The following is a 22,070-nucleotide window of genomic DNA, read 5'->3' on the forward strand; positions in this document are numbered from 1 at the left end:
CGGTAACCCCCGCATGTCCCCCTCCCATTCTGCCTCCCCGTTTCTCTCCCTTCGGTTGTGTTGTTCACCCCCACCCCCCCCCCCCCCAGGGACCAAAACGCGGTGGAGGCGCGTGCGCTGGGGGCGTCATTGGTTACGCTCTGCACAAGCAGCTCGAGGGAGGAGTCCGGGGTTGGGCGAGACGACCGGTAAACCGGCGCACCTGTCTTCCAGCGTGTCCGACCCCTGGTCGGTGCCCGTGCTGCCGAGGCCGCGCCGCCCGTTCCCCAAGGTCGTCGTCAAGGCCGATCTGCTTCCGGCGGTCAGCGTCCTGTCCACGGCAGGCCTGCTCGGCTTCCCGCTGGCCTGGCTGTGGTCGCGGCTCGCGCCACCCCAGCGGATGCGGGTGATCGACGACCGCGGCGGCCTCGCTCCACTGGAACTGGAGAGCTGGCACCGCTTCGACGACCTCGCCATCTACGGTTTTCTCGCGCTCGGCGCCGGGCTGCTGATCGGTATCGTGACCTGGATGCTGCGGGAGCGCCGCGGTCCGGTGGTGCTGATCGCCGCGACCGGCGGCGCGGCCCTCGCGGGCTGGCTGGGGACGACGATGGGTGTCGCGTTCGCCAACGGGCGTTACGAGATCGCCTCGACGCCCGCCGTCGGCGACGTCATCACGAAGGCGCCGCAGATCGAATCCCCGTGGATCATGCTCGCCGCGCCGCTGATGACCACGTTGGCCTACACCCTGCTGACCGCGTGGAACGGCCGGGAAGACCTGGGCCGCCGCCTCGGCTGACGAATTTCCTCTAGGGTGGGCGGCAACTTCTCTAGGGGGCTCTCTCTTGACCGACGACATCGAGGTATCCCGGCACAACGCCGTCCGCTTCCCGGGCATCAGCCCGCGCGCCTACGAACACCCCGTCGACCGCGGCGCACTGGCCACACTGCGCGCGGTTCCCGGATTCGCGCAGGTCGTGAAGGCGGTTTCCGGTTTCTACGCCGAACGCGGCGAGCGGCTCATGGCGCTCGCGTCCGCGATCCGGGTCGGGCCGACGCAATACCCGGAGCTGGACAAGCTGCGCAACGAATGCGCCGAGACACTCGACCTCGACCGCGTGCCCAACCTGTTCGTCGCCCGCAGCCCCGAGGTCAACGCGCAGACGATCGGTATGGACGAGCCGTTCATCGTGCTCAACACCGCGGCCGTCGAGGCGATGGACCTCGCGTCGCTGCGGTTCGTGATCGGGCACGAGATGGGGCACGTGCTGTCCGGGCACGCGGTGTACCGCACGATCATGATCCGGCTGATCGGCCTGCAGATGTCGATGTCGTGGACGCCGGTGAGCGCGATCGGCATCCGCGTCGTCATCGCCGCGCTGCGCGAGTGGTACCGCAAGGCCGAACTGTCCTGCGACCGCGCCGGGCTGCTGTGCTCGCAGGACCCGACGGCGGCGCTGCGCTCGCAGCTCCTGGTCGCGGGCGGGATCGACCCGTCGAAGATCGACATCCCGGCGTTCCTGCGACAGGCGGCGGAATACGAGTCGGTCGAGGACATCCGCGACAGCTACCTGAAGCTGCGTTACGTCGAGACGATGTCGCATCCGCTGGCCGTCGTACGCGCCGCGCAACTGCAGAAGTGGGCCGCGTCGGAGGACTACCGGGCGATCTTGGCCGGCGAGTACCCGCGCCGCGACGAGGACGCGCCGTCGTCCAACTGGACCGACGACCTGAAGTCGGCCGCGAAGTCGTACAAGGACTCCTGGAACAGCTCGGCCGATCCGCTGACGAAGGTGTTCAGCGACGTCGGTGAAGCGGTGTCCGGAGCGGCGGGCAAGGTGTGGAGCAAGTTCGGCGGGGGCAACGGCGCGGACGAGGATTCGGCGCCGGAGTCCGGTAAGTAGTGGGGTCACGCGTGCCATGAACGGTCCGTTCCTTGCAAAATTTGCAAGGAACGGACCGTTCATGGCACGCGAGGGGGCTCAGTTCAGGTTCGAGGGGCGCGTGAATTCGCCGAGTTCCCCGGGCGGCATCGGGACGGCGCCGAGGGTGCTGAGGAACCCGGCCTCCCGCGTCAGCAGCCGGCACGCGATCCGCAGCCGCCGCAGCGGATTGGTCTCCTCCAGCAGGCGCTGCCGGTCCTCCAGCGGGAGGAGGCAGTCCGCGGTGAGCCGGTAGGCGAGGGCCGCGATGTCGCTGTCCTCGGGCGGGGTGGTCCAGTCGTCGGCGTCCCAGGCGGATTCGCAGTAGCGCCGGTGCGCGGCCTTCGCGACGTCGGCGAGCCTGTTCACGGTGCCGCCGGGCACCGAGGCGACCCGGTCGTCGGGCACCCACTCCACCGAGCCGATCAGGTACGGCGCGGAAACGCGGTCGATCTCGAGCAGCCGGAACCGGCGCCGCGCGGTGGTGACGACGTCGAATCTGCCGTCCGGCAGCCGCTTCGCCTCGCGCAGCACCGTGCTGCAGCCGACTTCGTGGACGTGCTCGGGCCCGCTGACCTCCCTGACCATCGCCGAACGCAGGGCGATGACCCCGAACTCGCGGTCCGGGACGACCTCGCCGACGAGGTCGGACATCAGCTGCCGGTACCGCGGCTCGAAGATGTGCAAGGGGAGGTGTGTTCCGGGCAGAAGCACGGTCTGTAGCGGGAACAGCGGCAAAATCGCCTTCCCGGTGGACTCCTCGCTCGGCTCGGTCACCCGTTCAAGGTACGGGGACCGCGAGGACTTCGCAGGACGGTCACTTCCGGGCGGGCGGGCGGAACACGGCGAACGGGTCGGTGATCTGCATCCCCTTGCCCGCGAAGGAGAAGAGCGCCGCCGGACGGCCGCCGCTGCGCCCCGGCGGGGCGGTGCGCCCGGTGGGCAGGAGCAGTCCGCGCCGGGACAGCACACGCTGCAGGTTCGTCGCGGACACCCGGTAACCCAGCGCAGCCGAGTACAGCCCCCGCAACGCCGATACGGTGAACTCTTCCGGGGCGAGCGCGAACCCGAGATTGGTGTAGCAGAGCTTCGAGCGCAGCCGGTCCCGCGCGCGCAGCGCGATGGATTCGTGGTCGAACGCCGTCCGCGGCAGCGCGGAGACGTCGTGCCACGCGGTGTCTTCCGGGATCTCGGGGTCCACATCGGACGGGACGAGGCCGAGGAACGCCGTCGCGACGACGCGCGGGCCCGGCACCCGGTCCGGCGCGCTGAACACCGCCAATTGCTCCACATGCTTCAACTGGCGTACGTCGACCTTCTCCGCGAGCTGCCGCCGGATGGACGCCTCGACGTCTTCATCCGGGCGAAGCCTCCCGCCGGGAAGAGACCAGCGGCCCAGATGCGGATCGAGCGCGCGCCGCCAGAGCAGGACCCGGAGTGTGTCCGAGCGCACTTGCAAGACCGCTCCCAAGACCTCGTGGGCGAGGGGGGTCTGGGTGTTAAGATGACTTCGCACGGTTTTCGATTATAAGGCGAAAACCGGAGAAAGGTCCAGGAGGGCCAGAACGATGACGAGCACCCTGCAGAACGACCTGACCCCGTACGGCGGCGTTGTCGCCGACGCAGCTTGGGCGGAGGAAGTGCGGAGCCTCGCCCGCAAACGCGACGCCGTCCTGCTCGCGCACAACTACCAGGTCCCCGAGATCCAGGACATCGCCGATTTCACCGGCGATTCCCTCGCGCTCAGCCGCATCGCGGCGAGCAGCGACGCGTCCACCATCGTCTTCTGCGGCGTGCACTTCATGGCGGAGACGGCGAAGATCCTGGCGCCCGAGAAAACGGTCCTGATCCCGGACGCGCGGGCGGGCTGTTCACTCGCGGACTCGATCACCGGCGACCAGCTGCGTGCCTGGAAGGCCGAGCACCCCGGCGCGGTCGTCGTGTCCTACGTGAACACCACGGCCGAGGTCAAGGCGGAGACCGACATCTGCTGCACTTCGTCGAACGCCGTCGACGTGGTCGCCTCCATCCCCGCTGACCAGGAGGTGCTGTTCCTGCCGGACCAGTTCCTCGGCGCGCACGTCAAGCGGGTGACCGGCCGGGAGAACATGCGCATCTGGGCCGGGGAGTGCCATGTGCACGCCGGGATCAACGGCGCGGAGCTGGCCGAGCGGGCCTCGGAGAATCCGGACGCCGACCTGTTCATCCACCCGGAATGCGGCTGCGCGACCTCGGCGCTGTACCTGGCGGGCGAGGGGGCCGTCGCCCCCGAGCGGGTCAAGATCCTCTCGACCGGCGACATGGTCCACGCCGCCCGGGACACCAAGGCGAAGTCGGTGCTCGTCGCCACCGAGATCGGGATGATCCACCAGCTGCGCAAGGCCGCGCCGGAGATCGACTTCCGCGCGGTGAACGACCGGGCGTCCTGCCGGTACATGAAGATGATCACGCCGGCCGCCCTGCTGCGGTCGCTGCGCGAGGGTGCCGACGAAGTTCACGTCGACCTCGAGACCGCCGCCCGTGCCCGCGCCTCCGTGCGGCGCATGATCGAGATCGGGCAGCCTGGCGGCGGAGAATGACCGACCCGGTTACCGCCTTTGAGGCGAAAACCCACCCGGCGTGGGAGGCCGCTGCCGATCTCGTGGTGATCGGCAGCGGGGTCGCCGGGCTCACCGCCGCACTGCGCGCGCGGGAGCTCGGACTGCACGTCCTGGTGGTCACCAAGGCGGCGGTCTCCGACGGGAACACCCGCTGGGCACAAGGCGGGATCGCGGTCGTGCTGGAGGGTGAGCACGAGCGAGGCGACTCGGTCGGCGAGCACGCCGCGGACACGCTCACCGCGGGCGCCGGGCTCTGTGACGAGGACGCCGTCCGCTCGATCATCGCCGGCGGACCGGCCGCCGTGGCCAGGTTGCGGGCGGAGGGCGCCCGCTTCGACCCGGCCGTCGACGGTCGTGACGAACTGGCGCGTACGCGGGAAGGCGGGCACAGCGCGTTCCGCGTCATCCACGCCGGTGGTGACGCGACCGGCGCGGAGGTCGAGCGGACGCTGGTCGCGAAGACCGGTGACCGGCGAATCCCGGTACTGGAGCACCACATCGCCGTCGACGCGATCCGCACGCCCGCGGGCGAGGTCGTCGGCGTGACCGTCCTGGACCACAACGGTGTGCCCGGCGTCGTCCGGGCGCGGGCGGTGCTGCTGGCCAGCGGCGGGCTGGGGCAGCTCTACCAGGCGACGTCGAATCCGGAGATCGCCACGGGGGACGGGCTCGCGCTCGCGTTGCGCGCGGGAGCGCAGGTCGCGGACGTCGAGTTCGTCCAGTTCCACCCCACGGTCCTGTTCACGCCCGGTGCGCGCGGCCGCCTCCCGCTGGTCACCGAGGCGGTGCGCGGCGAGGGCGCGACCCTGCACGACGCGACGGGTGCTTCGGTCATGCGCGGGGTGCATCCGCTCGGTGATCTCGCGCCCCGTGACGTCGTGTCGGCGGCGATCACGCGCCGGATGATGCAGGCGCCCGGGGGCATCGACGATCACGTCTTCCTTGACGCGACAGGGATCTCCGGTTTCGCCAAGCGTTTCCCGACCGTGCACGCGGCGTGCGCGGCGATCGGGTTGGACCCGGCGAAGGATCCGATCCCGGTCACTCCGGCGGCACATTTCTCCTGTGGTGGTGTGGTGACCACTGTGGACGGACGTTCCGGGGTCCGCGGTCTCTACGCGGCGGGCGAGGTCGCGAGGACCGGCCTGCACGGCGCGAATCGGCTGGCCTCCAACAGTCTGCTCGAAGGACTCGTCGTCGGACAGCGGGTGGCGGAGGCGGTCTCCATCGATCTCGCCGCCGGCTTGCTGGCCGACCCGCGCCGAGGCGTGCTCGTGCCTCCGGCGAAAGTCGCGGTGGCCGGCCGCGACGCGCTGCAGCGCGCGATGAGCCGCTACGCCGCGATCGGCCGGGACGCCGAAGGCCTTTCGGTCGTCGGTTCGGTGCTGGATCTTTCGGTGATCGAGAGTCCTTTGTGGACACCTCGGATCGTGGAGGACGCGGCGCTCACCTTGGTGGCGGAGGCACTGGTCGCGGCGGCCGCGCGCCGGACGGAGTCACGCGGCTGCCACGTGCGGACCGATTTCCCCGAACGCGACGACATCGTCTGGCAACGCGGCCAGCTCATCCGGCTCAGCCCCTCAGGGCAGCCGGTACTGGCCGATCCGATCGCTTTGGAGGGTGTGGCATGAGCGAATTCTCCCCGTGGGTCACCAAGGCACTGGCCGATCACGGTCTCGACGTCCCCGATGTGCACCGTGTCGTCACCACGGCCTTGGCCGAGGATCTGCGGTACGGGCCCGACGCGACGACGAACGCCACCGTGCCCGAATCCGCGACCGCGCTGGCCGAGCTCACGCCGAGGACGGCCGGGGTGGTCGCCGGGATCCCGGTGGCGCTGGCGGTGTTCGACGTCGTGCTCGGTTCGGGCCTGGAGATCCTGGCCGCCCGCGACGACGGCGACCGGTTGATCGCCGGCGAACCCGCGCTGGTCCTGCGCGGTCCGGTGCGCGGCCTGCTCACCGCCGAACGCACCGCGCTGAACCTGCTGTGCCACCTGTCCGGCATCGCCACCGCGACCGCCGCCTGGGTGAGCGCCGTGGAGGGAACCGATTGCCGGGTCAGGGATTCGCGTAAGACCCTCCCTGGCCTGCGGTTGCTGGAAAAGTACGCGGTCCGCGCGGGCGGCGGGGTGAACCACCGGTTCGGCCTCGGTGACGCCGTGCTGATCAAGGACAACCACGTGGTCGCCGCCGGTTCGGTGACCGCGGCGCTCGCCGCCGCCCGCGAGCACGCGCCCGAACTGCACTGCGAGGTCGAGGTCGACGACCTCGGCCAACTGGAGGAAGCGCTCGCCGCGGGCGCCGACGAGGTGCTGCTGGACAACTTCACGCCCGAGGAATGCGCGAAGGCCGTCGACAGGCGCGACGAGGTTTCACCGAAGACCCGCCTGGAATCCTCGGGCGGCTTGCGGCTGGACGTGGCGCGGGCGTACGCGGAGTCCGGTGTGGACTTCCTCGCCGTCGGCGCGCTCACCCATTCCTCACCCGCGCTCGACCTCGGGATGGACCTGCGCTGACGTGAGTGGTCACCATCGGAAGTTCTCCCGAATACCCCGGGGAGAACTTCCGATGGTAACCACTAGAGCACTAGAATTCCCTTGTGTGACAAGGGAATTCTGGAGGAATGGTGGGCTTTGCCGGTAAAACTGCCGTCGCGGGCTGCGTTGCTTTCATGGCATCGCTCGGCGCCGGAGTCCCGGCGACGGCGGTCGCCGAGCAGTGCGCGAACCCGACGGGCACCTACACCGCCGCCGTTCCGTGGGGACAGCGGCTGATCGACCCCGTGCGGATCTGGCCGCTGTCGCGCGGCACCGGCCAGCTGGTCGCGGTGATCGGCACCGGGGTCGACGGCGGCAACGGCCAGTTCGCACCCGGTCAGCTCGTCGGTGGCCAGGGCACCACGACCGACGACTGCGACGGCCGGGGCACGATCGCCGCCGGGATCGTCGGCGCGCAACCGGATCCGTCCACGACGTTCACCGGGATCGCGCCCGGCGCCAAGCTCCTGCCGATCCGCTACACGCAGGTGAACGGCGGCGGCGATCCCGGCCAGCTCGCGTCCGCCATCGAAACCGCGCTGAACCGCGGCGCCGGGATCATCCTGATCGCCGTCCCGGCCGCGTCCGACGGTCCCACGCTGACCGGCGCAGTCTCACGCGCCAGGGAGAAGGGCGCGCTGATCATCTCTCCCGCCGCGGGGACACAGCAGGGTCAGACGTCCTACCCGACCGCGACACCGGGCGTGCTCGCCGTGGGGTCGACCAACCAGACCGGTGAAGCGGTGCAGTCGGAATCCGGTTCCTATGTGGGGATTTCCGCCCCCGGCGCCGAACTGGTCAGTACCTCCGCCGGCGCCGGCGGGACGGTGGCGCACCGATGGCCGGTGAGCGACCCGAGCCTGGCCGCCGCGCAGGTCGCGGGCGTCGCCGCGCTCGTGCGCGCGTATCACCCCGGGCTGTCGCCGGAACAGGTCGTCGCCCGGCTGACGCTGACCGCGCACCGCGGTCCGACCGGCGGGCACGATCCCCGGCGCGGCTGGGGCGCGATCGACGCCTACGCCGCCGTTTCCGCCTCGATCCCGGCCGGTACACCCGGTCCGGGGGGACCGCCGAGCGTCGCTCCGGACGAGTTCGTCGTTCCCGCCGCCGCGCCCGTCCGGGCCAACGCGGACAAGGTGTCCGGTGTGCTCGCCATCGCCGGGGTGGCCGCCGCCGTCGCGGCGGGCGTGGTGGTGGCCGCGGTCCGGCGGGGCAAACGCCGGGGCTGGAAGCCTTCACGGTTCCGCGCCTCGTGAGCGGCAGCGGTGTACTGGGGGACTCCGCCGCCGCTCACGAGGTCTTTCGCGACCCCCTTGGCTTTAGGGGACGGGCACGCAGGCCGTCGAGCCCACGATGGCCACGCCGTCGCCGACGCGGGAGACATGCACGTTGAAGTCGGCGCCGTCGCGGCTGAACTGCGCGATCAGCTCACGCGGGTTGCTGCGGTCGCGTGTCCGCCAGCCCTGGCTTTCCAGCAGGGGAAGGACGACTTCGACGAGCTTTCGGACCGCGTCGGACGCGTCGTCCACGCGGAGACCGTACTGCCAGCAGAGCGACCGGCCCGGCTGAGTCGGGTCGCAGTCCAGTTCGCCTTCCACGGTGCGCTCCGCGGCGGTGCCGAAAGTGCCCGCGACGCCGTCGATGACCGCTGTCAGGTCCTCGGCCAGCGGGTCGAGCGCGGTGTTCCTGGTGATCATGATGAACCCTTCACAAGCCTCGTCCGACGCCCTCGATGGCCATCTCGCGCAGCGAGCCGCCGGTGAAGCCCTCGTGCGTGACCGCGCCGCCGGTGAGCACACCGTAGATGTTGTTCCACGAATCGGAACCCGGCTTGAGCACGCCGCTGTGGGAATCGAAGCCCCACTGCAGGCCGGCGTTCGCGTCGCGGCCGGTTTCCAGTTCGACGACGCCGGGGAAGCGGTCGGGGTCCGCTCCGTGCCCGGCGCCGAGCCATTCGAAGAGACCCGCGTTGCCTTGCGCGACCACGATCGGGTCGAAGGGGGCCGTCATGGAGTATCGCTGTACACCGGCCTGGCCCGCCGGGAGGTCGTCCGGACCCCAGATCCCGTGGCCCATACCCGCGGATTCGACGTGCAGCACCTGATCGGCCTTGAGGCCGAGCTGCTCCGCGAGCCCCACCGTCGCGCCGCCGTAGCTGTGCCCGACGGCGGTGACCACGACACCCGGGCCGGCGTGGCTGTCGATCTGGCCGCGCAGCTCATCGCCGAAACGTTTGAGCTCGGGCGCCATCGTCTGCGCGTAATGCGCGGCAGGTCCTTCGGTGATGACGTTCTGGGGGAAGACCCCGTCGGCCCAGACCACCATCGCGGTCCGTCCGGTGGCGTCCGCGGCGACGAGGCTCTTGCCGAAGTCGGCGTAGCTCTGGAAGTTGTCGAACGAGGTGTGGACGCCGGGGACGAACAACCCGACGTTGCGGGTGCCCGGTTCGATCCGGCCGACCAGTTCGGCGATCCGCCCGAGCTCGCGCGGATCGAACCGCAGGATCTGCCGATCGTTGGCGAGGATGTCCTCATACAGCGCGATCCGGGTGCGCGCGTTCGCGATGTCGTCGGCTTTTCCGCCGTGTGCCAGGAGGTTCGCGAGCCGCTCTCGTTCGGAGGTCAGCGCGTCGGTGACCTTCGTGCGGTTCTCCGCGATCGCGGTGGCCCAGGATCCGGTGTCGGCCGCGCCTCCGACGCCCGCCGGATTTCCGGCCTTGGGCAACGGGTTCTCCGGCATCAACGCCCGGTACGAAGCGGCGACCTGGACGTCGGCGCGCCGGTAACCGCCCGCCGCGGAGGTGAGTCCTTGCTGGATCACCGTCGCCTTGGTGATCTGGCCGTCGAGTTTGCCCGCGACGTCCTTGATCGTCTTGGTGTACGTCGCCGATGCCGCGCCGGAGGCCGAAACCTGGCCGAACGCGGTGGCGGGGACGTTCTCACCGGCCAGCGCGGTCTGTGCGGTCTTGAGGACGCCGGCGCGCTGTTCGAGTTCCGCCGCCGCCGCTTCGAGCCTGGCGGGGGCGACTCGGTAACCGCCCGCACTGGATGCCATCACCGAGCCGCCTCTCCTGGTCGGAAAAGATCAGTACTGTTCGGGTTCTTCGCCGAGCACGGCGGGAGCGACCGGCGACGACTGACCCCAGACGTTCTCGGTCTCCACGAGCCACGGCGGGATGCGCCGGCCGGACCCCATGTCGCCGCCCGCGCCCATGCCCATCGGCATCATGGGCATCATCGGCATCGCGCCCTTGGCCGCCGCCGCGCCCGCGGCACCGGCTGCTCCGCCCGCGAGCCCGCTCATCGCGCTGCCCGAGCCGCCGTCGCCCGCGAGACCGGAGAACGCGGCCGGTGCCTCGCCGGGCCCGGAGAATCCGCCGCCGCCGGCACCGATCGCGCCGGCGTCCAGTGAAGGCGCGCCGCCACCGCCGATCGGGATGCCACCACCGGCACCGCCCGCGGTCGCGCCCGCCCCACCGGCGCCGCCGCCGCCGACGATCTCGCCGTCCTTCTTCTGGTCTTTGGGGTTCTTGCCGTTGGCCCAGGCCGGCACCCGCGGCATGATCGAACCGAACCGGCCGAACGCGGCGGCCGAGGCCGCGGCGAGACCGGCGGTGAACATGTCGCCGAACAACGGATTCGATTTGGGGACCTGACCAGGCTGCCCGGTGGTGGGTGGCGTGGAGCCGTCCGAAGGCAGCGGATGCGTGTTGTCGCCCGGCAGGACACCCACACCGGGCGTTCCGCCGATGTTGTTGCCGACCGAGCCACCCGGGGCGGTGCCGCCACCGGCGGCCGGAGGCGGAGTGACGGCGTTCGGGGAGGCAGGAATGGACTCTTCCACCGTCGAGTACTCGCCCGCGAGCTGGGTCATCACCACGATCGCCTTGCTGTGCGCCGCGCTGGCCGCGCTCGCTGCCTGCTGCTGCGCTTCGACGTTCGCGATGGCCTGCTGCCGTTGCTGTGCCGCGTTGATGATCGTCGCCTCCGACGAATCCGGCGGCAGCAACGGCGGATTGACGGCCAGCGCGACGTCGGCGGGGGCGACGTCGGGCACCGCGACCGGCGGCGGCATCTCCTTCTTGGCCTTCACCAGCGCGTCCGCCGCGTCCTCGAGGAGGTTGTTCATCGCGTGCGCGGTCTGGGCGACCTTGCGGATTCCGCCGACCAGGTCGGTGATCATCGTGTGGTACTTGTCGGCGGCGCCACCGGACCAGCTGCCGGAGAAGTCCTTCAGCTCACCGGTCAGGTTCCCGGCCTGTTCGAACAGGCCGGAACCGCAGGCCTGCCATTTGTGGGCGGCGTGACGCGCCGTGTTGGGGTCGCCCGCCTGCAGCATCGCGTAGAGCTGCTGGTGCGAGTACGCGGCGAAGTTCGTGTGCGCGGTCTCGGTCATCCCTTGTTCCCCCCGCCGTTCGAGCCGCTGTTACCACCCAGCACGCCCCCGAGGACGTTGAGCAGCGGATCGAGCAACCCGGTCTGCCTGCTCGAGTGGTTCATGTCGCCCGCCACCGAATCGTCGGCCGCCGCGTAGCCGTCGGCGACGGTCGTGGTGACGTCCTGTGCGAAGGTGATCGCACCCTTGACCTGGTCCAGCAGCCCCTGCATCTCGGCGACGGCCGCCTGGTGCGCCTTGGTGAGTGAACCCGCCTCCCCGAACTCGCCGAACAGCAGCGGCTGTTCGCTCAGGGTCAGCAGGAAGTCGTTCGGCTTGGACATCGCGTGGATCTGGGTCTCCAGTTCCCGCACGAAGTCCTTCAGTGATTCCAGATGGACGTAGTACGACTGGTCTTGCATTGATCCCGGCTCTCTCGTGAACGGCCACGCCGACAAGGGGACGACAACGCGCAAAGCCGGCCGGCCGGTGCCGAGGGGGGTGAAAGCACCGGCCGGCCGACGGATGGGGATCAGCCGGCGAACAGGCCCTGGTTGCGGTTCTCCAGGCTGTGCTGGAGATCGTGGGCGTCGCCGACCTTGCCACCGAACTGCGCGATGATCGCCACGATGTCCGCGGTGGCCTGGCGCAGGCGGGTTTCGGACGCACGGGCCGCCTCACCGGCGGAGCTGCCGGAGGCGTACCAGGTCTGGGTGATCGGCTGCAGGTTCGTGTGCAGCTGTTCGAGCTGGGACGTGAGCGCCTTGGCCTTGGCGGCCAGCGAGGCCGAGCTGTGCTGCAGCGCGGCGAAGTTGATTTCGACGACGTCAGCCATGATGGGTGGTCCTCTCGCGGATCAGGGGTTGAGCCGGTGGATCACGGTCTGGTCGACGGTTCCGCTGACCCCGGTCAGGCTTTCCCGGACCTGCTCGTCACCCGAGTTGTAGTTCCGGTTGCTCTCGTGCACGAGGCGCGACATCGTGTTGAGTTCGTTCACGGCGATGGTCATCTTCTCCTGCAGACGACGCTGCAGGTCCCAGAACGCGACCGCCTGGTCACCCTTGTAGTTGTGCAGGGTCTGGGTCAGCTCGCTCTCCAAGCTGGCCATCGTGGTCTTGGCGTTCGACGCGGTTTCCTCGAACCCCTGGACGGCGCGCGCCATCGCAGCTGCGTCTGCCTGATATCCCGTACCGGTCATTGATGGGCCACCTCCTCTCATCTCGCTGGAAATCCCGGTGAGCACCAGGGGACGCCCTGTCTGCTCTTGTGAAGGACACGCTAGAAAACAGGGGAGTCCGGTCAAACGGCACAACTGCCGGTCGCGGTGACGGCACTATTACCCACAGGTCGTTGGTAGGGCCTTCCCCACCTTCGAACAGGGGGAGTGCTCCAGTGTCCGGATCGGAGCGTCCCGGCACCCTCGAATCCATGGTGGACAAGGGTTCCAGGACGGTACCGCATCGGCCGTTGATGATCTTGGCGGCGGCGATGGCGGTGCTCGGGGTGATCGCGCTCGGCGGTCTCGTCCTCGACGATCGCAGCCTCGTCAACGCGCCCATCTGGCTCAAACCGCTCAAGTTCACGATTTCCGTGGGGCTCTACGCGGTGACGCTGGCCTGGCTGATCGGGCAGCTCACCCGGGGCAAGCGGCTCGGGTGGTGGCTCGGGACGGTGTTCGCGGTCGGCCTCGGCCTGGACATGGCGCTGCTGTTCTGGCAGATCATCGTCCGCGGCCGGACACTCCACTTCAACCAGGCGACCCCGGCCGACCAGTGGATCAACAACATGGTCGCGAACGGCGCCTTCACCGGCTGGGGAGCGACGGCGGCCATCGCGGTTCTCCTGCTGTTCCAACGTCTTCCCGACCGGGCGATGAACTCCGCGTTGCGCGCGGGCGCCGCGTTGTCCGTCGCCGGCATCGGGATCGCGCTGCTGATGTTCGGGCCGAACGAACAGCAGATGGCCCAGTTCCGCTCCCGCGAACGGCCGTCGATCGTCGGTGCCCACGCGGTCGGCGTGCCAGACGGCGGCCCGGGGTTGCCGGTGCTGGGCTGGAGCACGGTGGGCGGGGACATGCGGATCCCGCATTTCTTCGGCATCCACGCGATCCAGGTGCTGCCGTTGCTCGCTTTCGGGCTGCTCAAGCTCGCCAGGCGGTATCCGGTGCTCGAATCGGAATTCGTGCGGCGGAATCTGGTCCGGACCGCTTCGATGGGCTTCGCGGGGCTGCTGGTACTGCTCACCTGGCAGGCCCAGCGCGGGCAGTCCATCGTGCACCCGGATTTCTGGACCCTGGTCGCGGGCGCCGGGATCATCGCCGTCGTGGCCGCCGGTTCGGCGCTTTCGCTCCGGGCGAGGCGGCCGATGCATCAGCTGACGTGATCTTCGCCGTGCCTTCGCGAAATCCACTCGGGACTTCCTTCGGGATCGGATAGTTTCCGGGTGATGAAGGGGGTATGCGTGCACAAGACACGTACATTTCGGCGGTTATCGGGCGTGGCGTTCACTGCCGCGGTGGTGTTGATCGGCGGGACGGCTTGTTCGTCGGCTTCGCCGGACGCGGGTGCTTCGGCGGCACCGGAGTCCTTCGGCCCGGCAGGATATCGCGGGCTGACGCTGGGGATGGCCAAGGACGCCGCGTTGGCGGGCGGGAAACTCGCCACGGCACCGATGTCCACTTTGGATGGTTGCGCTGACTTCTCCTACACCGGCGGCCCGGCCCCCGACCCGGCGCGGATGAAGGCGGAATCCGACGCCGAGACCAAGGCCGAGGAACTGAACAAGAAGGCCGACGAACTCGAGGCCGATCCGGAGCCGAAACCGGGCGCCTCCGCGGAGGAAAGCGCCAAAGCGGCGGAGAAGTCCGCCAAGGACACCCGGCTGCTCGCTGACGCCGCTCAGGCGTCCGCTGATCTGGCGGGCAAGCGGGAGGAACGCGACAAGGCCTTCGTGGCCGCCGGTGGCGCCTCGTTCGGCAAGGGCGGGCTGCGTGAACTCGCCGCTCCTTCGGACGCGAAGACGGCGGAAGGGATCGGTGCCGGTTCGTCGCTGGCGGAACTCAAGGGCGCCTATGACGCCAAGGGTTTGAAGGTCGGCGACAACGGCCGGTTCCAGGTGCCTGTCGACGGGAAGCCGGACTGGGTCTACGAGTTCACCGTCACCGGCGAGAAGGTCGGCTCGGTGTCGATGACCGACCCGAAGTCGAAGTGCGCCTGAGCCATCCGGTTTCCGGGCAGGCTAGGGGCCGTTCGTTCCCGAACGGCCCCTTCCCGCCGGCTCAGACTCCCGCGGTGGTGCGGATCCAGTCGCGGCTCGCCGCGACGCTGCCGTAGTTCTGGGTGCCTCGCGGGTTCGTGCCGGAGTTGCTGCCGGTCGAACAGACACCGACCTGGACGCCGTTGGAAAGCTGCGGGCCGCCCGAGTCGCCGTGCCACGCCGAACCGTTGACACCGACGCTGGCTATGGCCTGACCGCCGTACGCGTCGCTGCTTGTTCCGGTGATGCGGACGTTGGCCGTCTTCAGGACGCTCGACGGCGGGTTGTTGCCCTGCGTGCGGCCCCAGCCATAGATCTGGTTGGTGGTGCCGCCGGCCGGGTTCGCGGTGCCGAGCTTCATGTACGTCGTGCTGACCGCGGTCGTGAGGTGCAGCAGGGCGATGTCGCCGCTCGGGGCCGCCTTCTGCTGGTCGACGTCGGCCTCGGCGCCCTGGTTCAGGTTGACGTTGCCGACCTTGACATGCACGCCGGGCTTGTTGAGGCAGTGTTTCGCGGTGAGCACCCACCGCGGGGCGATGATCGTGCCGGAGCAGCTGAAGCCGCCGAACGCGGTGGCGTCGTCCCAGTAGATCTGGGCGCCCCACGGCGCGGAACTCACGGTGCCGCCGCCGATGATGTCCTGGCCCGCGTTCGCGGTAGGGGTGGTGAGGGTCAGTGCCGCGGCGGCGCCGGCCACCGATGCGAAGATCTTGGACATACGCATGAATACGCCCCTTCGGCCCGCGTCGGGAGTTCGTTTCGAGTGGAAACGGTTTCACCAAGTTAGGCGGCGGTAAGGGTTTTCGTAACCTACCGAAGTCGGTAAGCGGTATTGGGCCGTTCGGGCGGGTGTCCTTGGAAAAGCTTCCGCGCGAATTTCGGAATCGGCTGGATGCTGCCCTTTGTCGCGGACGTCCGTTGTATCCGGTTCGCTGGAAAAGTGTGGGACCGAATTCCCCGGCCGCGGCTGCCTGCCGACGTCTAGGGTGATCGTGTGACGACAGTGATCGTGCTGAACGGCGGCTCCAGTTCGGGTAGGTCGGGGATCGCCCGGTGCCTGCAGGCGGTGTTACCGGATCCATGGCTCACCTTCGGCGTCGATACCTTGATCGACGCCATGCCGTCCAAGGTGGACGACGGGATCGACTTCGCGGCGGACGGTGAAGTGAGTGTCGGATCCGGTTTTCGGCGGCTCGAGAACGCGTGGATGGCCGGTGTCGCGGCAATGGTCCGGGCCGGGGCCCGGGTCATCGTCGACGACGCGTTCCTCGGTGGGGCCGCTTCGCAGCAGCGGTGGCGTGACGCGTTGGACGGACTCGAGGTTCTGTGGGTCGGGGTCCGGTGTGACGGCGTCGTGGCCGCCGGGCGGGAGATGGCGCGTGGGGATCGGGTCACGGGAATGGCGGAGGCGCAGGCCGAAATCGTGCATCGAGGCGTGGTTTACGACTTCGAAGTGGACACGGGGGTGAACGAAGCCTTGGCTTGTGGGCGGGAGATCGCCGCGCGGGTGGGGTGATTGGCGGGGTTGCTTACGGGTGGCGGGTTGATGGTGGGCTGCTTGGGTGTCGACTGGAGCGGAGCCGGGGGGCGTGATGTCGCCGCGTGAGTGCGTCGCGTCTTTGACGCCAGGCTTGTTCCGCATTCGTGAACGAGCTCCAAAGCGGACGAAGCCGCTATGGCCATGGCTGAGCCACGAAGGCGCCTCCTGAGGGGCCTTCGTCGAGGTCGGGCGGCACGCTTTAGGAGGGTGGGATGTCGTCCTCCGGTTCCGGTCGTGGGTCGTGGAGTGGTTCGGGTGTCGCGGTGTAGGTGCGGCCGGTGGGGGTGGTGATGGTCATGCCGCCATCGCCGGTGGGAACTGCGCTCCAGCCGGGTTCTTCTTTGAGCAGGTTGTGGATCTTGCAGGCGGCGTGACAGTTGTGGTGATCGGTATTGCCGTTGCGGGCCCAGGTGGTGATGTGGTCGATCTCGGAGAATTCGGCGGGCCGGTGGCAGCCGGGGTGGGTGCATTCGCGGTCGCGGGCTTTGATCAGGCGGGCGAGTGAGGCCGGGGATCGGTAGGTGCCGGGGCCTGCTTCGATGAGTTGTCCGGTGGTGGGGTCGGTGATCAGCCGTGACCAGGTGGAGCCGGGGTCGGTGGCGATTTCGCGGACGAGCCAGCCGGGGATGGGTCCGTAACCGGCGAGGGTCGCGGGATCCTCCCGGGCACCGGCCAGGGTCAGCAGGTCGACATAGACGTGGACGTGCGCGCGTGGCTTGCCGTGCCCGTCTTCGGCCAGCAGCCGTTCGGCGAAGATGTCGGCCCGGTGTTGATCGAGAGTGCGGGATTTGTCGTTCCGGCGACGTGTCTTCGCCGCGTGACTCAGCGACGCGTAAATCGAGCTCGCCACCTCGGCGGGGAGCCAACCCGACAGCTTGGACATGGTCTCGTCTTCGTGTTCCAACGCGATATGCCGCAACGCGCGTTTGTTCGCGGCGCGTTCCCGATAGCCGTCGGGGTCGAATTTCTGCACCGCGTGATCCACCGATTTCCGGATCGCCCCGGGATCACGTTCGGCGAGCCGCTTGGCCATGAACGCGTCCACCTTGGCGGCGATCTCGTCCGAGACCTCGCGGGTCAGCTGGCTGACCTTCGACGCCTTGAACAGGTCGATGTCACCTTTCTCCAGCGCCGCCAACGTGTTCGGCAACCGGCTCACCAAGGCGCACGAGGTTTCGACCAGCAGATGCGCCTGATTGCGGGAGACCGAGAAGGCCAGCGCCACCTCCTCGGTCACCGATCTTCGGGAACCACCCACCGCGGCGAACCCGGCTATGGAACGGACTTGCCGCCCCTGCGCCTGCCGGAGCACGACTTCCTCGTCATAAGCGGCATCGAGAAGGTGAGCGGCTTTCGGATTGAAAGCAAAGGATGTGGTCATGACCAAGATTATACTCGAACCTGTGTTCGATTTCCACTGGATCGACGCCATGACCTCAGTCGTCTGGTGCGCAACGAGATTCTATTGAGAGGTAAGGAAAATTTCGCGTGTCGGCGGTGAGTTGGCCAAAGGCCCGTGAACGTCACCTTAAAACAGGAATGGCATCCGAAAAGACACGAAGGAGATCCTCAGTCCGTTGTCTCCAAACGGAAATGGTGACGAGATCGCGATCGGGTTCGACCCAGAGCAGGTGCTGATCGGCGTTGCCGCGGGCGAACCGGCCGGTCGGCTCGCGGCCGGAAATGGATCCGCGAGCCGCTCGGGCGCAAAGGTGGCCGAAGGCCAGGCACAGCAGGTTTGGTCGGATGCCCTGGTTCACCGCACGCGAAGACTCAGCCCCCAGCTCAATCCTCGACGGGCTTCGTCCAAGCCACCTGCACCAGCCCTGTCCCATGCCGTCGCGAGACCAGCACGCCCCGCCCGGCGGGCTGTGGCCCCGGCTTGACCTCTCCGAGCAGCGCCCCTTCGTCCCGCGACCCGGACATCACGAGGCCGGGGGAACCCAGCTCCCGGATCCGTTGCAGCACAGGCTCGAACAGCGAACGCCCAGCCCCGCCGCTCCCGCGTGCGATGACGAGGTGGAGCCCGATGTCCCGCGCCTGCGGCAGGAATTCCAGCAGCGACTGCAACGGGTTGCGGCCCACGGTGGCGACCATTTCGTAGTCGTCGACGAGTACGAACAGCTCCGGTCCCCGCCACCACGACCGGTTCCGCAGCTGTTCGGGCGTGACGTCCGCGCCGGGGAGCCGGTTCCGCATGGCCTGCCGGCATTGGTCGATCAGTCCGGTCAGTACGGTTTCGGAACCCGCATAGCCGAGCAGATGTGACTCCGGCACCGCACCCAGCATCCCTCGCCGATAGTCGGCGACGACGATCGCGGCCTCTTCCGCCGAATACTTCGACACGATGCCCTGCGCGATCGCGCGCAGGAGCGAGCTCTTGCCGGACTCCACGTCACCGAAGGTGAGGAAGTGCGGTTCGGTGGCGAAGTCGAGGTACACCGGCCGCAGGTTCGATTCCGCGATGCCGAGGGTGATCTGCTTGCGCGGCCCGGCCTCCAGCGAGTCGAGCGGGACCTCGGGAGGCAGCAACCGTACGGGCGGCGCCGCCTTTCCCTGCCAAGCGGCGGAAATCCGGCGGTTCAGATCCAGGCCACCGGCGCCGACGGTGTCCGGCCGCTGGTCCGAATCGATCCGCGGCAGTGCCGCGAGGAAATGCAGTTTGTCCGCGGTCAGCCCGCGCCCCGGCCGGTCCGCGGGGACGTTCTGCGCGATCTTGCGGTCGATCAGCGAGTCCGCCGGTTCGCCGAGCCGCAGTTCGAGTTTGGTGCCGATCGCGTCGCGCAACGGCGCCCGCATGCCCATCCACTGGTTGATCGAGACGACGACGTGGATGCCGAAACCGAGCCCGCGCGACGCCAGGCTGGTGATCTGTTCTTCCAGCTGCTCGTATTCCTGGCGGATCGTGGTCCAGTTGTCCACGAACAGGAAGACGTCGCCGAATTCGCGGCCTTCCGTGCTCTCCCGGAACTCCGAACGCCGCTGGCGGAACGTCGTGATCGACTCGATCCCGTTGGCGGAAAAGAACTCTTCGCGCTGTTCGAGCAGGGTCGTCAGCTCCGCCACCACGCGGCGGCAGCGCTGGGCGTCGCGCCGGGTCGCGTAGCCGGACACGTGGGGCAGCCCGGCGATCGGCGCCAGCGCGCCACCGCCCATGTCCAGCACGAACAGCTGGACCTCTTCCGGCGTGTGGGTGAGCGCGAGCATCGCGGCGACGTCGCGCATCAGCGTGCTCTTGCCGCTCTGCGGCGCCCCGACGATCAGCGCGTGCCCGGCGGCACCGGAGAAATCGGCCCACAGCATGTCGCGCCGCTGCTCGAAGGGCTTGTCCACCAAGGCGACCGGGATCATCAGCTTGCCGTTGCCGCCCCAGCCCAGTGGGCACAGGCCACGTTCCGGATCTTCGCCGAGCGGTGGCAGCAACTGGTCCAAGGTGGGCGGTTCGGCCAGCGGCGGAAGCCAGATCTGGTGCGCCTCCGGCCCGTTGCCTTCGAGTCGCGAGATCATCGCGCCGATGATCGTCTCGCCGGTGCCCTTTTCGACCGGCTCTTCGGCCTCGACGGTCACCGGGATCTCCACCGGCGCCAGCGTGAACGGCATCAGACCGAGGCTCTGGCCGTCCTTGCGCACGATCTTGCTGCGTGGCGGAAGTTCCCCCGAGACGTACGCGGCCTTGAGCCGGATGAGGGTGTCGTTGTCGGACTTCAAATACGCCGAACCAGGCACGGGCGGCAACTGATAGGCGTCCGCGACACCCAGCACGGCGCGGCTTTCCGACGCGGAGAACGTCCGCAGGCCGATCCGGTACGACAGATGCGAATCCAGCCCGCGCAACCGCCCCTCCTCCAGCCGCTGCGAAGCCAGCAGCAGATGGATCCCGAGACTCCGCCCCAGCCGCCCGATCGCGACGAACAGGTCGATGAACTCCGGCCGCGAAGACAACAGCTCACTGAATTCGTCGATGATCACCAGCAGTGACGGCAACGGCCGCAGGTTGGCCCCGGATTCCCTGGCCTTTTCGTAGTCCCGCACCGACGCGTAGTTCCCGGCGGCGTGCAGGAGTTCCTGACGCCGCAACAGTTCGCCGTTCAGCGCGTCCGCCATGCGGTCGACCAGCGCGAGATCGTCGGACAGGTTGGTGATGACGGCGCAGGTGTGCGGCAGCCCGGTCATCCCGGCGAAGGTCGCGCCACCCTTGAAGTCGATCAGCGCGAGGTTCAGCTTCTCCGACGAATGCGTGACGGCGAGCGCGGTGACCAGTGTCCGCAGGAGTTCACTCTTGCCGGATCCGGTCGCGCCGATGACCAGCCCGTGCGGGCCCATCCCGCCTTCGGCAGATTCCTTCAGGTCTAGCTCCACCGGCCTGCCTTCCGGGTTGACGCCCAGCGGGATCCGCAGCCGGTCGCGCGCGGACCGCGGTGCCCAGGTGACGGCCGTGTCGGTGTCGCGCGGGTCGCCGATGCCGAGCAGCCCGGCCAACCCGAACGTCGCCGACATCGGTGCCTCACTGACCACCGCCGCGCCTTGGAACAGCGGCGTCAGCATCCGTGCCAGCGCTTCGGCGGCCCCGCGGTCCAAGGTGTCCGGCATGCCGAGGAAACCGAGCCGCTGTTCCGTTCCGTCGCCGACGACCATCCCGAGCTGCTCCGGGCTCATGTGCAGGCTCAGCAGCCGTTCCGACGAGACCGATCGTGGCTGCTCCGTGCCGATCTCCACCACGGTGACGCCGAGCCTGCCCTCTTCGGCGACGAGCCGCGTGTCGCCGAGGGTGTGCCCGCCGTCCACGATGACGACGACATGGGGCAAGTCCAGCCGGGAATCCGGCCGCCGGGTGAACGCGGGCCGGTCGCCGAGGTCGGGGCCGAGGAGATCGGCGAGCTTCCCGGAGCCGGCGTCGACGAGCCGTCGCGGACCGGCGGCGTCGGCGGCGGTCGAGGCCACGTGCGGCAGCCACTTCGCCCATTCCCAGTCGTGCAGCCGGTCGTTGTCGACGCAGAGCGCGATCCGCAGGTCGCCGGGTGAATGGAAGGTCGCGAGCTGGGTCAGCAGCGCCCGCGCGGTCCCGAGCGTGTCCGGGCGGCGGCCGGACAGGATGACCTGCGCGAACGACCGCAGCGAGACCGCGACCGGGAGTCCGTCGACCGTCGAATAGGTCCGGATGAAGTGCTTGAGGTTCGTCGAGCACACCGGGTCGAGGTCTTCCAGCGGCACGGTCTGCGGGGCCCTCAACGGCGTCGCGAGCCGCTGCGGCCCGGTCCCGACCCGCACCTGCCCGAACTGCGGGTCGGACCGGCGGCGATCCCACAGCCTCCCCGTCTCGACGTACGCCCACAGATCCGCAGGGTCGGGCTGCAACGCCGCCATCGCCGCGCGCTGGTTGTCCGCGATCTCCCGGACCTGGCCGCGCAGACCGGTCAGATACCGCTGGTAATCCCGGCGTTCCTCGTTGATCTGCGCCTTCTTCGCCGCGCCGCCGCGTCCGAGCGACATCACCACCATGCCCACCATCGCGGTGAGGAACAACGCGCCGAAGATGTAGGTCATCACCCCGCCGTCGCGTCCGATGTAGACGAACGACATGGCACCCATGCCCAGCATCATCGGCATGAACATCAGCAGCTGCATGGCTCCGCCGGACGAGCCCTTCGGCAGCATCGGCGGGGACTGCAGGACGATTTCACCGGGCTGCTCGCCCAGGGCCGGCAGGCGGTCGCGAGTGGCGCTCATCAGGGTCTTTCTGGCCGCTTGTGGGTAATCCTGCCGATCATTCTGGCCACCCGTGCCGCCCTTGCGGTGGGTACTTTTGCCGTCCGCTCGCGTCTGGTGGCGAACTTACGCTGCTCGAACAGGCGCAGACGTGG

Annotated in this window: 20 protein-coding genes; 9 read left to right on the forward strand and 11 right to left on the reverse strand. The window is 69.0% G+C overall.

From position 1 onward, the window contains the following. The first annotated feature begins 172 nt into the window (after window positions 1–172). Together ACZ6DT_RS23245 and ACZ6DT_RS23250 are read left to right on the forward strand one after the other, a co-directional pair. Window positions 173–778, forward strand: coding sequence for a DUF2567 domain-containing protein (locus tag ACZ6DT_RS23245; protein ID WP_465598782.1), 606 nt, complete (start codon window positions 173–175; stop codon window positions 776–778). A gap of 46 nt (window positions 779–824) precedes the next feature. Further along, window positions 825–1,883, forward strand: coding sequence for a M48 family metallopeptidase (locus tag ACZ6DT_RS23250; RefSeq protein WP_465598783.1), 1,059 nt, complete (start codon window positions 825–827; stop codon window positions 1,881–1,883). A 78-nt stretch (window positions 1,884–1,961) separates the two neighbouring features. Here the strand turns inward: ACZ6DT_RS23250 and ACZ6DT_RS23255 are convergent, their stop codons facing one another. Together ACZ6DT_RS23255 and ACZ6DT_RS23260 are read right to left on the reverse strand one after the other, a co-directional pair. Continuing rightward, window positions 1,962–2,678, reverse strand: coding sequence for an LON peptidase substrate-binding domain-containing protein (locus ACZ6DT_RS23255; protein ID WP_465598784.1), 717 nt, complete (start codon window positions 2,676–2,678; stop codon window positions 1,962–1,964). A gap of 40 nt (window positions 2,679–2,718) precedes the next feature. Then, window positions 2,719–3,354: an NUDIX hydrolase gene (locus tag ACZ6DT_RS23260; RefSeq protein WP_465598785.1), complete on the reverse strand. Its 636-nt coding sequence runs from the start codon at window positions 3,352–3,354 to the stop codon at window positions 2,719–2,721. 115 nt (window positions 3,355–3,469) lie between these two features. Here ACZ6DT_RS23260 and nadA point away from each other — a divergent pair, with 115 nt between their 5' ends. From nadA to ACZ6DT_RS23280, 4 genes are all read left to right on the forward strand, one after another. Continuing rightward, window positions 3,470–4,480, forward strand: a complete 1,011-nt coding sequence (gene nadA, locus ACZ6DT_RS23265) for a quinolinate synthase NadA (RefSeq protein ID WP_465598786.1) — start codon at window positions 3,470–3,472, stop codon at window positions 4,478–4,480. Beyond that, window positions 4,477–6,132 (forward strand): L-aspartate oxidase, encoded by a 1,656-nt coding sequence (locus ACZ6DT_RS23270; RefSeq protein ID WP_465598787.1) that lies wholly within the window; start codon window positions 4,477–4,479, stop codon window positions 6,130–6,132. Before nadA ends, ACZ6DT_RS23270 begins: the two co-directional genes overlap by 4 nt. After that, on the forward strand, window positions 6,129–7,019 hold the full coding sequence (gene nadC / locus ACZ6DT_RS23275) for a carboxylating nicotinate-nucleotide diphosphorylase (RefSeq protein ID WP_465598788.1): 891 nt from the start codon (window positions 6,129–6,131) through the stop codon (window positions 7,017–7,019). The genes ACZ6DT_RS23270 and nadC overlap by 4 nt, the downstream gene beginning before the upstream one ends. Before the next feature lie 107 nt (window positions 7,020–7,126). Further along, window positions 7,127–8,296, forward strand: a complete 1,170-nt coding sequence (locus tag ACZ6DT_RS23280; RefSeq protein WP_465598789.1) for a S8 family serine peptidase — start codon at window positions 7,127–7,129, stop codon at window positions 8,294–8,296. Window positions 8,297–8,359: 63 nt separating this feature from the next. Here the strand turns inward: ACZ6DT_RS23280 and ACZ6DT_RS23285 are convergent, their stop codons facing one another. The 6 genes from ACZ6DT_RS23285 to ACZ6DT_RS23310 all read right to left on the reverse strand — a co-directional run bounded on the left by ACZ6DT_RS23285 (window position 8,360) and on the right by ACZ6DT_RS23310 (window position 12,612). Continuing rightward, window positions 8,360–8,737 (reverse strand): hypothetical protein, encoded by a 378-nt coding sequence (locus ACZ6DT_RS23285; RefSeq protein WP_465598790.1) that lies wholly within the window; start codon window positions 8,735–8,737, stop codon window positions 8,360–8,362. Window positions 8,738–8,747: 10 nt separating this feature from the next. Next, complete coding sequence (locus ACZ6DT_RS23290) at window positions 8,748–10,094, reverse strand: alpha/beta hydrolase (RefSeq protein WP_465598792.1); 1,347 nt, start codon at window positions 10,092–10,094, stop codon at window positions 8,748–8,750. Between the two features lie 30 nt (window positions 10,095–10,124). Then, the gene (locus ACZ6DT_RS23295; RefSeq protein WP_465598794.1) at window positions 10,125–11,435 is read right to left on the reverse strand and encodes a WXG100 family type VII secretion target; all 1,311 of its coding nucleotides are present in this window, start codon (window positions 11,433–11,435) and stop codon (window positions 10,125–10,127) included. After that, the gene (locus ACZ6DT_RS23300; protein WP_465598796.1) at window positions 11,432–11,836 is read right to left on the reverse strand and encodes a hypothetical protein; all 405 of its coding nucleotides are present in this window, start codon (window positions 11,834–11,836) and stop codon (window positions 11,432–11,434) included. The genes ACZ6DT_RS23295 and ACZ6DT_RS23300 overlap by 4 nt, the downstream gene beginning before the upstream one ends. Window positions 11,837–11,946: 110 nt before the next feature. Continuing rightward, window positions 11,947–12,249 (reverse strand): hypothetical protein, encoded by a 303-nt coding sequence (locus ACZ6DT_RS23305; protein WP_005155348.1) that lies wholly within the window; start codon window positions 12,247–12,249, stop codon window positions 11,947–11,949. 21 nt (window positions 12,250–12,270) lie between these two features. Next, window positions 12,271–12,612: a WXG100 family type VII secretion target gene (locus tag ACZ6DT_RS23310; RefSeq protein ID WP_073848466.1), complete on the reverse strand. Its 342-nt coding sequence runs from the start codon at window positions 12,610–12,612 to the stop codon at window positions 12,271–12,273. 230 nt (window positions 12,613–12,842) lie between these two features. Here ACZ6DT_RS23310 and ACZ6DT_RS23315 point away from each other — a divergent pair, with 230 nt between their 5' ends. Together ACZ6DT_RS23315 and ACZ6DT_RS23320 are read left to right on the forward strand one after the other, a co-directional pair. Next, window positions 12,843–13,796 (forward strand): hypothetical protein, encoded by a 954-nt coding sequence (locus ACZ6DT_RS23315; RefSeq protein WP_465599159.1) that lies wholly within the window; start codon window positions 12,843–12,845, stop codon window positions 13,794–13,796. Between the two features lie 114 nt (window positions 13,797–13,910). Then, window positions 13,911–14,630, forward strand: coding sequence for a hypothetical protein (locus ACZ6DT_RS23320; RefSeq protein WP_465598798.1), 720 nt, complete (start codon window positions 13,911–13,913; stop codon window positions 14,628–14,630). 61 nt (window positions 14,631–14,691) lie between these two features. Here ACZ6DT_RS23320 and ACZ6DT_RS23325 read toward each other — a convergent pair whose 3' ends face one another. Then, on the reverse strand, window positions 14,692–15,387 hold the full coding sequence (locus ACZ6DT_RS23325) for a S1 family peptidase (protein ID WP_465599161.1): 696 nt from the start codon (window positions 15,385–15,387) through the stop codon (window positions 14,692–14,694). 276 nt (window positions 15,388–15,663) lie between these two features. On the opposite strand from ACZ6DT_RS23325, the gene cpt reads away from it, so the two are divergent. Then, entirely contained in the window at window positions 15,664–16,185 is a 522-nt protein-coding gene (cpt, locus tag ACZ6DT_RS23330; protein ID WP_465598800.1) for a chloramphenicol phosphotransferase CPT, read from the forward strand. Window positions 16,186–16,408: 223 nt separating this feature from the next. Here the strand turns inward: cpt and ACZ6DT_RS23335 are convergent, their stop codons facing one another. Both ACZ6DT_RS23335 and eccCa read right to left on the reverse strand, forming a co-directional pair. Next, window positions 16,409–17,446 (reverse strand): HNH endonuclease signature motif containing protein, encoded by a 1,038-nt coding sequence (locus ACZ6DT_RS23335; RefSeq protein WP_465599163.1) that lies wholly within the window; start codon window positions 17,444–17,446, stop codon window positions 16,409–16,411. A 548-nt stretch (window positions 17,447–17,994) separates the two neighbouring features. Further along, window positions 17,995–21,936: a type VII secretion protein EccCa gene (gene eccCa / locus ACZ6DT_RS23340; RefSeq protein WP_465598802.1), complete on the reverse strand. Its 3,942-nt coding sequence runs from the start codon at window positions 21,934–21,936 to the stop codon at window positions 17,995–17,997. Window positions 21,937–22,070: the final 134 nt, after the last annotated feature.

The sequence above is a fragment of the Amycolatopsis sp. NPDC041971 genome (genome assembly GCF_055588925.1).